The following is a 14509-nucleotide window of genomic DNA, read 5'->3' on the forward strand; positions in this document are numbered from 1 at the left end:
CCGCTTCGGCGCACTGCGGATCCCGCCCCGTCACGCGCCCTTGACCAGGGCTTTGGCGATGACATTGCGCTGGATCTCGTTGGTGCCCTCGCCGATCTCCAGGATCTTGGCGTCGGCGTAGAAACGGGAGATCTCCGACTCGCGTACGTACCCGTAGCCGCCGTGGATCTGAACCGCCTGTGAGGCGGCCCGGTTGGCGACCTCGGACGCGTACAGCTTGGCCATCGCGGCCTCCGTGCTGTGCGGGCGGCCCTGGTCGGCGAGCCACGCGGCGCGGTACACCATCCAGCGGGCCGCCTGGTACTCCGTACCCATGTCGGCGATCTTGTGCGCGACCGCCTGGAAGTCGGCGAGCGGACGCCCGAACTGGTGCCGCTCCTTGGCGTGTTTGACCGCGAGGGCCAGCGCCGCCTTGGCCAGCGACAGCCCCAGCGCGGCCACGCTGATCCGGCCGCCGTCGAGCACGGACAGGAACTGCCGAAGCCCGTTGCCCTCCTCGCCGATCAGATGGTCGTCGGCGACCCAGCAGTCGGTGAACACCAACTCCCTTGTGTCCATGGCGTGCCAGCCGAGCTTCTTCAGCTTCGAGCCGACCGTGTAACCGGGTGTGCCCGTCGGCACGTAGAAGGTGGCGTACCCCTTGCGGCCGTCCGCGCCCTTGCCGGTCGTGGCCAGCAGGGTGACGCCCTGGCTGATGTCGGTGCCCGCGTTGGTGATGAACATCTTCGTGCCGTTGATCACCCAACCCCCGTCCGCGCGGCGGGCGGTGGTCGCGATCCCGGCCGCGTCGGAGCCCGCGTCCGGCTCGGTCAGCCCGAACGCGCCGATCGCCTCGCCCTTCGCCAGCGGGGTCAGCCAGCGGTGCTTCTGCTCCTCGGTGCCGTACGCGAGCAACGGCAGCGTGCCGATCGTCGAGTGCGCGTTCCACGAGGAGGCCACCGACTGGTCGGCGGCGCCGAGTTCCTCCATCACCGCGACATAAGTGACCGTGTCCGAGCCGGCCCCGCCGTACTCCTCCGGCACCAGCATGCCCATCAGGCCGAGTTCGCCGAGCTTGGTGAAGATCTTGGTGGGGAAGACCTCGTTCTCGGACCACTCGGCCGCGTGGGGCGTGATCTCGTTGGCCGCGAACTCGCGGACCATGGCCTGGAGGGCGAGGGTCTCCTCGGGCAGGTCGAAGTCCATGTCACAGTCCCTTCGGGGTCAGCGGCACCTTCAGGTGCTTGGCCCGGTCGGCTGCCAGGTCCTCGAAGACACCGGCTCCTCCCGAGAGCGGAAAACGGCCGGTGATCAGGGCGGAGGCATCCAGACGTCCGGTGCTCATCAGATCGATCACGCGCGGGATGTCGAAGTTGTAGCCGAGCGTGCCGACCACCGACCGTTCGTAGAACACGAGTTGGCCCATGTCGAACTCGACGCTGCCGTGCCCGACGCCGGCGAGTACGACCCGTCCGCCGCGCCGGACGATCGAGACGGCTCGGCGGCGAGGCCAGGATCACGCCGGTCGCGTCGATGACGACGTCCGGGCCGATGCGGTTCGTGCGCACGAACACCTCGCGCCGTACGTCGGTTTCGCGCGGGTCGAAGGCTTCGGTGACGCCGATGCCGAGGAGCATTTCGCGCCGCCCTGCGAGGGGTTCACTCACGAACAGGCCTGCGGCACCTGCGATTTGGGCGGCCAAGACCACGGCCACGCCGATCGGGCCGCCGCCGACCACGAGGACGTTGTCGCCCGGTTTGACCCCGGCGCGGGTCACGGCGTGCAGGCCTACGGCCAACGGCTCCGCTACGGCGGCCAGTTCGTCGCTGACGTTGTCCGGGAGGCGGGTCAGGCCGGCGAGGGGGACGGTGACCCGTTCGGCGAAGCCGCCGGGGGAGGCGAGGCCCACGGAGCCGCTCTTGGGGCAGATGTGGTATTCGCCGCGCGTGCACCAGAAGCAGGTGCCGCAGCGCCAGACCGGGTCTGCGGTCACTCGGTCGCCGATGCTGATGCCGGGGGCGGCCGCTCCCAACGCGACTACTGTGCCGCTGAGTTCGTGGCCGAGGGCCAGGGGTGGCTTGGTGCCGGTGAGGGGGTGGGGCCCTCTCGGATCATGTGGGGGCCTTCTAGGTACTCGTGCAGGTCTGTACCGCAGACTCCGCACCACGTCACTTCTACGACGGCCTCGTGCGGGGCGGGTTCAGGGGGTTCGGCGACCTCTTCGAAACGCAGATCTTGTGCACCGTGCCAGACGAGTGCCTGCATGTTTTCCGCCCCTTTCATGTCGTGTTTCGGCTGCCGGCGGGTGGGGGCTGGTCGCGCGGTTCCCCGCGCCCCTTGGGTGTCTTGCGGCTGAGGAAGTCGTGGAGTCCCGTTGTTGCGTCCTCCGTGGCGAACACGCCTGTGAACAGGGCGCGTTCGAGCGCCAGCCCCGCCGCCATGCCGTGGTCCACCGCCTCCTTGATCGCCTCCAGGGCTGCCGGCGGGCCCTCGGACAGCTGGCGGGCGTAGGTCAGGGCGGCGTCCAGAGCTGAGCCCGCCGGGACCACCTCGTCCACCAACCCCAGCCGTAGCGCCTCCTCCGCCTTCACCCTGCGGCCGGTCATCAGGAGGTTCTTCGCGCGGGACGGGCCGATCAGGCGGGCGAGGCGTTGGGTGCCGCCGGAGCCGGGCATGATGCCGAGCTGGACCTCGGGCTGGGCGAAGACCGCGTCCTCCGCCGCCACCCGGTAGTCGGCGGCCAGGGCCAGTTCCATGCCGCCGCCCAGGGCGTAGCCGGTGACCGCCGCGATCACCGGCATGGGCAACCGCGACACCTCGTCGAAGGTGCGTTGCAGCGCGCGGTTCTAGCCACGTATCTCCTCCGGGCCCATCGCGGCCAGGGCCTTGATGTCGGCGCCCGCGGCGAAGAGCCGCTCACCGCCGTAGAGCACCACGGCCCGTACGGCGGGGGAGTCGGCCAGCTCGCGTACGCGGGCGGACAGCTCCTCTCTCTGTACGGAGTCGAAGGCGTTCATGGGCGGGTTGTCGAGGCGGAGCGTGACCACCGGTCCTTCGAAGTCCAGCCGGATGCGTGGCACGTGGGAACCCTCCTCGTCGGCGGAAGCGGCGGCAGCGGCGGCACGTGCGCTCGGATGGTTGTCGATGCGCACGCGCCGTCGTAAAGTGCGGCTCACAGGTTTTATAGACCAAGGGGTACACTAAATTATGTGAGTGGGCAACCGACCGGTCGGGATCCGGTTTGCCCCATGAGCCGTGGTCGAGCCGTGTTCAGCGCCGAACACCACGGAGCGAGAGTGAGCCGTGCACAATTTCGCGAGCATCCTCGATTACCACCTGGCGCAGCGGCCCGGGGCCGTCGCCGTCGTCCAGGACGAGCGTTCTCTGACCGTCCGTCAACTGCACGAACGCGTGAACCAGTTGGCGGCGGGCCTGGCCGAGCTGGGCGTCGGGCGCGGCGATGTCGTAGGTCTGCTGCTCTACAACCAGCCGGAGTTCCTGGAGCTGGTGTACGCCGTCAACCGGCTCGGCGCGGTCTTCCTGCCGCTCAACTACCGCCTCTCCGCAGAGGAATGGCAGTACATCCTCGGCCACGCCCAGGCCAAGGTGATCGTCACCGAGCCGGAGTTCGTCCGGGCGGTGGAGCGCAGCGCCGGGTGTCTGACGGATCTTGAGCACCGGGTGCTGATCGGCGGGGACGAGCCGCCCGAGGAACCGTGGACCGACTACGAGGAGCTGCTGGCCCGGCACAAGGGGGAGCGGGTGGAGCCCGTGGACGTCGAACTCGACGATCTCCAGCGGCTCATGTACACCTCGGGGACGACGTCACGGCCCAAGGGTGTTCGGATCACCTACGGCAACCTTGAGGCCAAGAACCTCGCGCACATCGTCCACTTCGGTCTGACAGCGGCGGACACCACACTGGTGTGCGGGCCCCTCTACCACGTGGGCGGGCTGGACATGCCGGCCCTCGGGGTCCTCCACGCGGGCGGGAGTGTGGTCCTCCAGCGGAAGTTCGATCCGCAGGGCGTGCTGGACGCGATCGAGAAGCACCGGGTCACCAATGTGTGGTTGGCGCCCGCCGTGGTCAACGCGGTGCTGGAGGTGCCCGACCGCGAGGAGTACGACACCGGCTCGGTGCGCTTCGTCCTCGGGGGTGGCGAGAAGACCCCCGAGCCCGTGCTGCGGCGGATCATGACCGCCTTCCCCAACGCCTGGCTCGCCGACGCCTACGGCCTGACCGAGACCGTCTCCGGCGACACCTTCCTCGACCGCGAGCACGCGCTGTCCAAGCTGGGCTCGGTCGGGCGTCCCGTGCCGCAGACGCGCGTGCGGATCGTCGACGACACGGGCGTCGAGGTTCCGGCCGGTGAACTCGGCGAGATCACGCTGCGCGGGCCGAAGGTCTTCGCCGGGTACTGGCGGGACGAGAAGGCCACGGCGGCCGCGCTGAGGGACGGCTGGTTCCACACCGGCGACATCGGGCACGTCGACGCGGACGGCTTCCTCTACATCGACGACCGGAAGAAGGACATGATCGTCTCGGGCGGCGAGAACATCGCCACGCCCGAGGTGGAGCGCGTGCTGTACGAGCACCCGGCCGTTCTGGAGGCCGCCGTGGTCGGGCTCGACCATCCCCGGTGGGGTGAAGTGCCGCGCGCCTTCGTGGTGTTCAGGCCCGGCGAGAGCGCCGGCGCGGAGGAGCTGCGGGAGTTCTGCCGGGCCCGGCTCGCCAAGTTCAAGGTGTCGGCCCGCTTCGACATCGTCGACGAGCTGCCCCGCACTCCGTCCGGCAAGGTCCTCAAGCGGACCCTGCGCGACATCGTCGCGGAGGGCTGAGCCATGGCGGAATCGAAGGACGTGAATGCCCAACTGCGGCTGGACGGGCGGACGGTGTGGGTGACGGGTGCGGGGAAGGGGCTCGGGCGGGCGATCGCCGTCGCGCTGTCCCAGGCGGGGGCCACCGTGGCCGCAACTGCCCGTACCGCGGCGGACCTCGAGAGCCTGGAGGCCGAACTCGCCGCGCACGGCGGCAAGGTGCTGGTGCTGCCCGGCTCGGTCGCCGACTCCGCCGCCGTACGGACCATCGTGGAGCGCATCACCGACGGCACCGGCCGCCTCGACGCGGTCGTCAACTGCGCCGGTACGAGTCCCCACTTCACCCGTAGCGAGCGCGTCACCGACGAGGACTGGCAGCAGGTCCTCGACGTCAATCTCCAGGGCACCTTCTACTGCTGCCGCGAGGCCGGCAAGGTGATGCTGGAGCAGCGCTCGGGCTCGATCGTCAACGTCTCCTCGGTGCACGCCCGGACCGGCTTCGAGCGGATCGCCGCCTACGCGGCCAGCAAGGGCGGGGTCGAGGCGCTGACCAAGGCCCTAGCCGTCGAGTGGGCCGACCGCGGGGTGCGGGTCAACGCGCTCGCGCCCGGCTACTTCCACACCGACCTCAGCTCCGGGCTGCTGGCCGGCCGCTGGGGCGAACGCATCGTCGACAGCACTCCCTTGGGCCGCGTCGGCGAGGTGGAGGAGCTCGGCGGTGCCGCCGTCTTCCTTGCCTCCGACGCGTCGCGCTTCGTCACCGGGACGACGCTCACGGTGGACGGCGGGTGGACCGCGCGGTAGCCGGCGGGCGGCCCGCGCGGCAGGTGGCCGATTCGCCTGCGGTGACTGGGGCTTCAGGTGTGCACGAAGGCGCTCTTCCGTGCGCCGTTCTGTCCGTGAAGTGGGTTGAAGAAGCCCGGCCGCCCCGGCATCGTGAAGTCGGGGGACGCGGTCCGAATCGTTGGCGGCAGCGCGACTTCGCGGCCTGAACTCTTCCATTGGCGCGGTACTCAAGGGGGAGGGATCCGCATGCCGGAAACGGTGTTCCTGGGCCGTGAGGACGAGCTCGCGCGGATGGCCGACCGGCTGCGCCGCGCCGGGCACAGCGAACCCCAGGTCGTCGTCGTGGACGGACCCGCGGGGATCGGCAAGACCTCACTCGTGCGCCGATTCCTGAAGGACCTGGGGGCGGCCCACCGGGTGCTGCGCGCCAGCGGCTCGGAGGGCGAGGCGGACCTGCCGTACGGAGTGCTGGCCCAGCTGGTGGCGGGCCTCGCCGACGAGCCGGACGCCCCACTGCGGGACTTGAACGGCTGTGGGCGGGCCGGCTCCGCACTGCCGGACCCGATCGGCGTCGGCTCCGCGCTCATCGACGCCCTCGGCCGGGCCCAGGACCGGTCCCCGGTCGTCCTGGTCATCGACGACATGAACTGGGCCGACACACCCTCGCTGCACGCGCTCACCTTCGTCCAGCGGAGGCTGCGCGTGGACCGGGTGCTCACCCTGCTGGCGACCCGCGACACCGGCGACCCGCGACTGCCCGCCGGACTGCGCCGGATCCTGGCCGAGGACAGCACACTCCGGCTGACGCTGGACGGACTCAGCGTCGACGAACTGGCCGAATTCGGCCGCGCGTTGGGCACCGCCCCGCTCTCGCGGCGGGCCGCCACCCGGCTGCAGGCGCACACCCACGGCAACCCGCTGCACACCCGCGCCCTCCTCGACCAGGTCCCCCGTGACGTCCTCACGGCCGGCGACGCGGCACTGCCGGCCCCACGCAGCTACGCACGTCTCGTCAACGACGGACTCGCCGCATGCACCGCTCCCGCCCGGCGACTGGTGGCCGCGGCCAGCGTGCTCGGCATGTCCAGCCCGCTCCACGAGGCCGCGCGGGTCGGTGGAGTGGCCACCCCGCTCGACGCGCTGGAGGAGGCGGTGGCCGCGGGACTCCTGACCGAGGAACCGGCCGTCGACCTGCCCCGGGCCGTCTTCGCCCACCCACTCCAACGGGCCGCCGTCTACCAGGGGTTGGGGCCGCGCCGGCGCTCGCATCTGCACGAGGCGGCGGCCCGGCTCGCGGACGAACCCGCCGAGGCGCTGCGCCACCGGGCTCGCGCGGCCGTCCAGCCGGACGCCGGTCTCGCCGACGAACTCGCCGCGTACGCCGCCCGGCAGGCCGACGAGGGCGCCTGGTCGGCGGCCGCCGCCCACCTCATGTCGGGCGCCCGGCTCACCGCCGACCGCACCCGCGCCGAGGAACGCACGGTCCAGGCGGTGGAGTACCTGCTGCTCGCGGGAGACGTCGGGCAGGCCGTCGAACTCACCGACACCGTACGGAGGTTGCCGCGGACCGCGCAGCAGCAGTACGTACTCGGACGCCTCGCCCTGGAGTCGGGCCGCCAGGACGAGGCCCGCCGGGAACTGACCGCCGCCTGGCGCAGCCGGAGCGCCGACACCGAGCCGGAGACCGTGCGCTGCGTCGCCGAACAGATGGCCTGGCTGTGCCTCATCCAGAGCGACGCGCACGGCGCGGTCGGCTGGGCCCGCCGGGGACTCGACACCGGACCGGGCGACCGGGCCTCGCTCCTGCGCGACGAACTCGCCCTCGCGCTGGCGCTGACCGGGCGGTTCGACGAAGGGCTCAAAGCCGTCGCGGACCTGCCGGAACACGGCCCCTACTCGGGCGCCAAGGAACTCGACGGACTCTTCGCCCGGGGCGCGCTGCGCATGTGGAACGGCGAGTACGACGCCGCCTGCCGCAACCTGAGCGAGTCCTGCGCCGCACACCGCAAGGGGGGCCTGCCGTCGGTGGTCGCACCCTCACTGGGCTATCTCGCCGACGCCGAGTACCGCGCCGGACGCTGGGACGAGGCCATTGCCCACAGCACCCAGGCCGTGTCCCTGGCCGAGGACACCGACCACAAGTCGATGCTGGCCCTGGTCCACGCGGTCGCCGCCTACCCCCTCGCGGGCCGCGGCGACTTCCCCGCCGCACGGGAACACGTCCGGTGCGCCATCGAGTACGCGAACCGGCTCGCCGACGCCAACGACCTGGCGTACGCGATGAGCGCACTGGCCCTGCTGCGGTCCGCCGAGAGCGACCACGCGGGCGTGGTCGAGGCGCTGAGCCCGCTGCTCGGCCCGGAACTCGCCTACCGCGACGCCATCGACGAACCCGGGGTCTTCCCCTGGCGCCATCTCCTGGTCGAGAGCCTGGTCCGCACCGGCCGCACCCTGGAGGCCGAGGCGGTCCTCGTGCCGTACGAGACGCTGGCCGAGGCCCGTGGCCGCCGGCCCGACATGGCCGCCGCCGCCCGCTGCCGCGGCATGATCGAAGGGGCCCGCGGTGACGCCGACGCCGCCGAACGGGCCTTCCGGGCCGGACTGCGCCACTGCGGACAGGACACCACCTGCTGGGAGCGGGCACTGCTGCACCTCGCCTACGGCGCGTTCCTGCGCCGCGGCTCCAAACGCGGCGCCGCCGCCGCCGAACTCGACGTCGCCTGGGCCGCGGTCACCCGCCTGGACGCCGTGCCCTTCCTGGAGCAGTGCCGGACGGAACTCGCCGCCTGCGGACGCACCTCGGCCCGCCCGCGCACCCCCTCGCACGCGGTGCTCACCCCGCAGGAACTCACCGTGGGCAGCCTCGCCGCCCAGGGCCTGAGCAACCGACAGATCGCCCGTGAGCTGGCCCTCAGCATCAAGACCATCGAGTACCACCTCGGCCACATCTACGCGAAGCTCGGCCTCACCTCACGCGTGGGCCTCGTCGCCGCCCTGGCGCCCTCCCCCTGAGCGCCCGCCGGCCCGGGGTACTCCCCGGGCCGGCCCACAGCGATGCCCTCGTGCCTACGGCTCGATCAGGAACAGTTCGCTGGTCTTGAAGTCGGCGTCGAAGTTGCGCAGACCGACGAGGAGGTAGGCGTACACCTGGCACAGGTGCCCACCGCGCCCCTTCAGCGCGGACGGCTCCACGTGGTACACGAACTTCTGGTCCTCCTGCGGCCAGTTGGCGTCCATGAAGGAACCCTTCGTGGGGCCCGCCGCCTTGAAGGGAATGTTGTTGTTCGCGGTGATGTCACGCACGATGATCTCGGCCTGGTACTTGCCGCCGAGCCCCAGAAGCGTCGACCCGCACTCCGCCTCCAGCACGATCTCGATCTCCCCGGTGGCCTCGAACGTCGCATCGGCGATGGTGCTCTTCGGCCGCCGGGTGAACACCCGCACCAGCTCGACATCGCTCGGTCCCATGGTCGTCTCCCTTGCGTTTCCCGAAGACGGCGAGCGGCTCGCGGATGGAGCGGCTTCGACCGTCACCTGCACGCGGACTCTAGGAACGGCCCGGGGTGCCGCGCCCCAGAGGCGAGGTCGGGGATAACCCTGGCGCGGGGACACCAGGGCTACCGATGAGGAGTACGGCAGAGAGCCGGTGAGCGGCTGCCGGAGCATCCGCCCACACGGCGTCGCACCACGGGCCGCCCCCTGACGACCGACCCTTCCTTCACGCCCAGGACCAGCACGACCACGTATTGCAGTCCTGACGATGTGATGAGTTGAAGAAGTCTTCACATCGTGGGCGGACGTGACCCCCGCATGCCGGGACGGGCTAGATCTCGATCTGTCCCTCCACACGTTTGAGTTGGTGGCGGGCCATCGCCAGGTTCGAGCGGGCCTTGTCGAGTACGAGGTACAGGAACAGGTCGTTGCCGACGCGGCCGGTGATCAGACGGATCAGGTGGTACTGGCTGTCCAGAGTGATCAGGATGTCCTCGATCTGGCCCTTGAGGCCCAGCTGTTCCATGGTGCGCACCATGGCCCGGATGACATCCGTGTTGCCGGCCGCGGCGATCGTCAGGTCCAGACTCTTGCTGCCGCCCAGCGTGCCCAGCGCCATTCCGCTGGTGTAGTCGACGACCGCTGCCCCCAACGCCCCCTCGATCCCGGTCATCATCTCCTTCAGTGACACTTCGACACTCGCCACGATGCCTCCCTTTGCGTTCCGTTGACTGCGGCGGACCGGCGCTGCCGACCCGCCTCGGTGCCCGGACCGTAGGCGTGCGGCCCTCCCCCGCGGGGAGTCTCTTCGGGACTGACCCGCGACGATCGAACAACGGGCCGACGGGACCTGTTGCTGCGCCGGAACTGCCCCGACCGGTAAGGAAATTGACACGGCCTGCTGCCCGTCGGCCCTGGAACTCCGGGACAAGGCAGGCGCGTTGTCGTGCGGCGGCGGCAACGTCCCACCGGTGAAGCGCTACCGCAAGGCCGTGCGCCCCGCGCCGCAGACCGCTGGAGGCGCAGGCTCTTCGGGGGAGACGCGCTGCAATGAGCGGAGGACCTCCGCGGCCGGGCCGCCGAACTCCACACGGCCGGACGGCCGGCGGTGCGCGGCCGATCTCGCCGGTACGAAGGCGGAGATGCCGCCGGGACAGGTGCCGACCGGCAGCACGTCGCGGAGGACGGCGGAAGGCCGGGGCCGGTACGGCGGCCCGTCCGGCGCCGGAGGCCGGGCCCGCTCCTCACCCCGCCGAGGGACTCGGCGAGAGCGTGCCGGTCGCCGGCGGGGTGAGGACGACCTGCGGTTCACCCGCGACCGGGGGCGGTGGAGTCACGTCCCGGGCCGGGAGCCCGGATGCGGTGGTCTCCTGGACGAGGACCTGGCCGAAGTCGACCAGGCCGGTCTTCTCCAGGACCGCGATGTGGTCCAGGACGGTGCCGTTGGCCTGGTCCGCCAGGGAACGGACCAGCGAGTTCCTCGTGGTGGTGCGGACGCTCGCGATCGTGGAGAGGAGCAGGCCGTCCGCCGCGCGCACAGTGGTGGTCATGTCGGTGTCGAACTGTTTGCCGCTGTCCGCGTTCAACTTGGCCACGAAGCCCTGCTGTTGAGGAGACGGCTGGTTGGGCAGCGTGATGTTCAACTGCCCGGCGACATTGCGGCATGCGGCGTCCAGTGAGGCATGCCCTTCGACCAGGTGCTCCCCGGCGGTCCTGACCGCCTTCGTCGTACCTTTCCGTAAGGCCGTCCGGCCGACGGGGTACTCCCACAGCCCGGCGGCGCGCACCTCGACCACGAAGTCCCGGTCGGCTTCCGTGAGCGGTCCGGTCGCCGGGGTGGCGATGACCCGTTCGGGCGCGCTGCCGACCTTCTGGACTCCGAGCATGGCGGGATAGAGAAGTGACCCGAGGGTGGCGGCAAGCGCACCACCCAGGAAGAGAGTTCCCGCCGCTTTGCGTGAAACGAGCACTGCGTCTCCTGTCCGGTTCGGAAACCGCACGTACAGAGGTACGGATACGGGGTCCCGCGGCACCTTTTGGGCTCGCAGGGGTTCGCAAAAATGGATCGGCGTTCGGTACGCCGACCACACGCTTCTTCGCGTCCTGCCTACCTGCGGCCGGTGGCGATGCAGGTGCCGTGCCAGGTGTGGTCCCAGACCTGGCCGGTGGTGGCGTTGACCGACAACATGCCGGTGGTCTTGCCGGTGCGCAGGGTGCAGTGGCCCGGGCAGGACTCCGGGTCGCCCGGAGTCAGCGTGCGGTCACGGGCGCGAAGCCACGCCAGGGCGATGTTCTTCGCCTGCCGGCCGAGACCGTGGCCTGCTGCCGGGCCTGGTCGAGGGGCCGCACCCGGGTGCCGTCGGCGGCCAACCACCGGTTGCCCGTTCCGGCCGTGACGGTCGGGGTACGACCGGTCGTTGTGACGGCGCTGCCGTTGCCGCCGCACGCTTCCGGAGTCAGGGCCGCCACAACCGCGACACGTGCGCGCCCATGGATCATGGTTCTTACCTCCGCGGTGCCGGTCGGTCTGGTCCGACGCAGCCAGGATGTGCATCGCCACGTTCTCGTCGCCGTGGGGCGCGAGCACAGGGCCGTTCGGCCCTCGGTCGCGGACGAACGGCCCATGCGGACCGACCGCTACGGATCCACGGACACCGGCAACGCCCGTCCCACTGCTCCCGGTTGAACCGAGCCGAAGCGACCTCGGCCCGGTTGTCGAACGCCCATCCACGCGGGCCACTCCACCACGAACGATCCGGCAGTAGCCAGATGCTCAATTGCAAAATTTCGCAATTGCCTAGATGCTGTATTGACTGTGTCCGCATGCAGCCGCAGACGCAGCCTTCACTTGCCTCCCGTGTGGGGCGCTGTCGGAGAGGTCGAGGAGCCGTGTCCGTTCCGCTGTACCAGGCCAAGGCCGAGTTCTTCCGAATGCTGGGGCATCCCGTACGGATACGGGTGCTGGAGTTGCTGCAGGACGGGCCGCTGCCCGTACGCGACCTGCTGGCCGCGATCGAGGTGGAGCCCTCCGGCCTCTCCCAGCAGCTGGCCGTCCTGCGCCGCTCCGGGATCGTCACCTCGACGCGGGAGGGAGCCACGGTCGTCTACGAGCTGGCCGGCGGAGACGTCGCGGACCTGATGGGGGCCGCGCGCCGGATCCTGACCGAGATGCTCTCCGGCCGGAACGAACTGCTCGCCGAACTGCGGGAAGACCGGGTCGCCGCGCGATGACGTCCGCTCTCACCCGGATCCGGGGTCGGATCGTCGAGTTGCTGCCCAGGCGCACCGATTGGGCGGAGGCGCGCCGCGACCCGCGCCGCGATCTCCTGGCCGGTCTCACGGTGGCGGTCGTCGCGTTGCCGCTCGCGCTCGGTTTCGGTGTTTCCTCCGGGCTGGGCGCGGAGGCGGGGCTGGCGACCGCAGTCGTCGCCGGTGCGCTGGCGGCGGTGTTCGGCGGCTCGAATCTGCAGGTGTCCGGGCCGACGGGCGCGATGACGGTCGTGCTGGTGCCGATCGTCGCCGCGCACGGACCGTCCGGCGTGCTCGCGGTGGGACTGATGGCGGGCGTGATGCTCGTCGCGCTCGCCCTGTTGCGGGCCGGGAAGTACATGCAGTACGTGCCCGCGCCGGTCGTGGAGGGCTTCACCCTCGGCATCGCCTGCGTGATCGGCCTCCAGCAGATCCCCAATGCCCTGGGGGTGCCCAAGCCGGAGGGCGAGCGGGTACTCGTCGTGACCTGGCGCGCGCTGGAGGAGTTCGCGAAGGATCCCAACTGGACCGCCCTCGCCTTCGCGGCGGCGGTCGCCGGCGTGATGCTGGCCGGCGCCCGCCTGCGACCCACCGTCCCGTTCTCCATCCTCGCGGTGATCGCGGCCACCGTCGTGGCGCAGGTCGCGGGCCTGGACGCCGCCACCCCGATCGGTGATCTGCCCTCCGGGCTCCCGGCTCCCTCACTGTCCTTCCTCGACCTGGGCTCGCTGGGTTCCCTGCTCGCTCCGGCGGTGGCGGTGGCGGCGCTGGCGGCTCTGGAGTCGCTGCTGTCGGCGTCGGTCGCCGACGGCATGACGGTAGGTCAGAAACACGATCCGGACCGGGAGTTGTTCGGCCAGGGGCTGGCCAACATCGCCGCCCCGCTGTTCGGCGGGGTACCGGCGACGGGCGCGATCGCGCGCACGGCGGTCAACGTCCGCACCGGCGCCGGGTCCCGGCTGGCAGCCCTCGTCCACGCCGCGATCCTCGCCGCGATCGTGTTCGCGGCCGCGCCCCTCGTCTCGAAGATCCCGCTCGCCGCGCTGGCCGGTGTGCTGCTCGCCACCGCGATCCGCATGGTCGAGGTCGGCTCGCTGCGCGCGATGGCGAAGGCCACCCGCGCCGACGCGCTGATCCTGGTGCTGACCGCCGTCGCGACCCTCGCCCTCGACCTCGTGTACGCCGTGATCATCGGCCTGGCGGTGGCGGGCGTCCTGGCTCTGCGCGCGGTGGCCAAGCAGGCCCGGCTCGAAGAGGTCCCCCTGGACCGCGGTGACCACAGCGCCGAGGAGCACGCGCTGCTGGCCGAGCACATCGTGGCGTACCGCATCGACGGGCCGCTGTTCTTCGCCGCCGCCCACCGCTTCCTCCTCGAACTGGCCGAGGTCGCCGACGTACGCGTGGTCATCCTGCGCATGTCCCGAGTGACCACCATCGACGCCACCGGTGCCCTCGTCCTCAAGGACGCGGTCGAAAAGCTCCACCGGCGCGGCATCGCCGTCATGACCTCCGGGATACGCCCCGGCCAGCGCCAGGTCCTGGATTCCGTCGGCGCGCTGGAACTGCTGAGCCTGGAGGGACGCGAGTACGCCACCACGCCCGAGGCGATCCAGGGTGCCCGCGCCTGTCTGGAGTGCGCCGGCGTCATGTCGCCGCTCGCCGCCCGGTCGCCCGGGTCCCTCACCGGGGAAGCAGAGGAAACCGTCCGATGAGCACTGTGCCCGCAGCCACGCGCACGGTCGAGGTGTCCGGTGCCGAGGCCCTGTGGTTGTTGGAGGGCAGCACCCTGGGGCGGTTGGTGCACCCGCGACGGGAGGCGACCGTCGTCCGGCCCGGCCGGCACACCGGGGAGTACGGCCACCTGGCGGTGCGCGCCCCGGTGCAGGCGACAGCCGTCCCCCTCACAGCGACGTACCCGGTGGACGAGGTGCGTGACGTGACCGGCACCGGCTGGACGGTGACGGTGGCCGGCCCCGCCGAGGTGATCACCGATCCGAACGAGGCCGCCCGGCGGACGGGGCACTTGTACCTGGCGTGGCCTGCGCGCGCAGCGGAATGATTCTCAGGCAGGCCTGTGCGCGGATTCGGTGTGGCCGCTGCCGCGGGTGAGGATGGGCCGCATGTGTGTGACGAGTGGATGGATGCGATGCGCCGAGGACGGTCGGGTGCGGCCGTGCCGCCGCA

At 71.1% G+C, this 14509-nt stretch carries 12 protein-coding genes and 2 pseudogenes; 6 read left to right on the plus strand and 8 right to left on the minus strand.

Annotation, left to right across the window (positions count from 1 at the left end):
• Positions 1-30: 30 nt before the first annotated feature.
• From ACWDEW_RS01410 to ACWDEW_RS01425, 4 genes and pseudogenes are all read right to left on the minus strand, one after another.
• Positions 31-1185 (minus strand): acyl-CoA dehydrogenase family protein, encoded by a 1155-nt coding sequence (locus ACWDEW_RS01410; protein ID WP_450508465.1) that lies wholly within the window; start codon positions 1183-1185, stop codon positions 31-33.
• A 1-nt stretch (position 1186) separates the two neighbouring features.
• Complete coding sequence (locus tag ACWDEW_RS01415; RefSeq protein ID WP_450508746.1) at positions 1187-1468, minus strand: hypothetical protein; 282 nt, start codon at positions 1466-1468, stop codon at positions 1187-1189.
• Positions 1469-1874: 406 nt separating this feature from the next.
• Positions 1875-2147 (minus strand): annotated as a pseudogene (locus ACWDEW_RS01420) (alcohol dehydrogenase catalytic domain-containing protein); the annotation flags it as partial.
• Positions 2148-2259: 112 nt separating this feature from the next.
• Positions 2260-2997, minus strand: a pseudogene (locus tag ACWDEW_RS01425) (enoyl-CoA hydratase/isomerase family protein).
• A 286-nt stretch (positions 2998-3283) separates the two neighbouring features.
• Here ACWDEW_RS01425 and ACWDEW_RS01430 point away from each other — a divergent pair.
• The 3 genes from ACWDEW_RS01430 (at position 3284) to ACWDEW_RS01440 (ending at position 8596) form a co-directional block, all read left to right on the plus strand.
• A complete protein-coding gene (locus ACWDEW_RS01430) occupies positions 3284-4819 on the plus strand; it encodes an acyl-CoA synthetase (RefSeq protein WP_450508466.1) in 1536 nt (511 codons plus the stop codon).
• A 3-nt stretch (positions 4820-4822) separates the two neighbouring features.
• On the plus strand, positions 4823-5602 hold the full coding sequence (locus tag ACWDEW_RS01435; protein ID WP_450508467.1) for an SDR family NAD(P)-dependent oxidoreductase: 780 nt from the start codon (positions 4823-4825) through the stop codon (positions 5600-5602).
• 228 nt (positions 5603-5830) lie between these two features.
• Positions 5831-8596 (plus strand): AAA family ATPase, encoded by a 2766-nt coding sequence (locus ACWDEW_RS01440; RefSeq protein ID WP_450508468.1) that lies wholly within the window; start codon positions 5831-5833, stop codon positions 8594-8596.
• A 54-nt stretch (positions 8597-8650) separates the two neighbouring features.
• On the opposite strand, the gene ACWDEW_RS01445 is transcribed toward ACWDEW_RS01440, so the two are convergent.
• The 4 genes from ACWDEW_RS01445 to ACWDEW_RS01460 form a co-directional block, all read right to left on the minus strand.
• On the minus strand, positions 8651-9052 hold the full coding sequence (locus ACWDEW_RS01445; protein WP_450508470.1) for a hypothetical protein: 402 nt from the start codon (positions 9050-9052) through the stop codon (positions 8651-8653).
• Between the two features lie 355 nt (positions 9053-9407).
• Positions 9408-9782 carry a hypothetical protein gene (locus tag ACWDEW_RS01450; protein WP_450508472.1) on the minus strand — a complete coding sequence of 125 codons (375 nt, stop codon included), beginning with the start codon at positions 9780-9782 and terminating at the stop codon, positions 9408-9410.
• A 538-nt stretch (positions 9783-10320) separates the two neighbouring features.
• Positions 10321-11010, minus strand: coding sequence for a DUF4142 domain-containing protein (locus ACWDEW_RS01455; protein WP_450508748.1), 690 nt, complete (start codon positions 11008-11010; stop codon positions 10321-10323).
• Between the two features lie 173 nt (positions 11011-11183).
• Positions 11184-11450 (minus strand): hypothetical protein, encoded by a 267-nt coding sequence (locus ACWDEW_RS01460; protein ID WP_450508473.1) that lies wholly within the window; start codon positions 11448-11450, stop codon positions 11184-11186.
• A 515-nt stretch (positions 11451-11965) separates the two neighbouring features.
• Here ACWDEW_RS01460 and ACWDEW_RS01465 point away from each other — a divergent pair.
• From ACWDEW_RS01465 to ACWDEW_RS01475, 3 genes are read left to right on the plus strand one after another with little or no spacing between them, the layout of a single operon-like run.
• Positions 11966-12307: an ArsR/SmtB family transcription factor gene (locus ACWDEW_RS01465; protein WP_450508474.1), complete on the plus strand. Its 342-nt coding sequence runs from the start codon at positions 11966-11968 to the stop codon at positions 12305-12307.
• Positions 12304-14037 (plus strand): SulP family inorganic anion transporter, encoded by a 1734-nt coding sequence (locus ACWDEW_RS01470; RefSeq protein WP_450508475.1) that lies wholly within the window; start codon positions 12304-12306, stop codon positions 14035-14037. Before ACWDEW_RS01465 ends, ACWDEW_RS01470 begins: the two co-directional genes overlap by 4 nt.
• Positions 14034-14384, plus strand: coding sequence for a pyridoxamine 5'-phosphate oxidase family protein (locus ACWDEW_RS01475; protein WP_450508477.1), 351 nt, complete (start codon positions 14034-14036; stop codon positions 14382-14384). The genes ACWDEW_RS01470 and ACWDEW_RS01475 overlap by 4 nt, the downstream gene beginning before the upstream one ends.
• Positions 14385-14509: the final 125 nt, after the last annotated feature.

This window comes from Streptomyces sp. NPDC001100 (genome assembly GCF_053598575.1).

Excerpts from the sequence above, each read along its gene's own strand:
- ACWDEW_RS01410 (WP_450508465.1), bottom strand. The coding sequence starts at position 1,185 with ATGGACTTCGACCTGCCCGAGGAGACCCTCGCCCTCCAGGCCATGGTC.
- ACWDEW_RS01435 (WP_450508467.1), top strand. The coding sequence starts at position 4,823 with ATGGCGGAATCGAAGGACGTGAATGCCCAACTGCGGCTGGACGGGCGG.
- ACWDEW_RS01440 (WP_450508468.1), top strand. The coding sequence starts at position 5,831 with ATGCCGGAAACGGTGTTCCTGGGCCGTGAGGACGAGCTCGCGCGGATG.
- ACWDEW_RS01445 (WP_450508470.1), bottom strand. The coding sequence starts at position 9,052 with ATGGGACCGAGCGATGTCGAGCTGGTGCGGGTGTTCACCCGGCGGCCG.
- ACWDEW_RS01470 (WP_450508475.1), top strand. The coding sequence starts at position 12,304 with ATGACGTCCGCTCTCACCCGGATCCGGGGTCGGATCGTCGAGTTGCTG.
- ACWDEW_RS01475 (WP_450508477.1), top strand. The coding sequence starts at position 14,034 with ATGAGCACTGTGCCCGCAGCCACGCGCACGGTCGAGGTGTCCGGTGCC.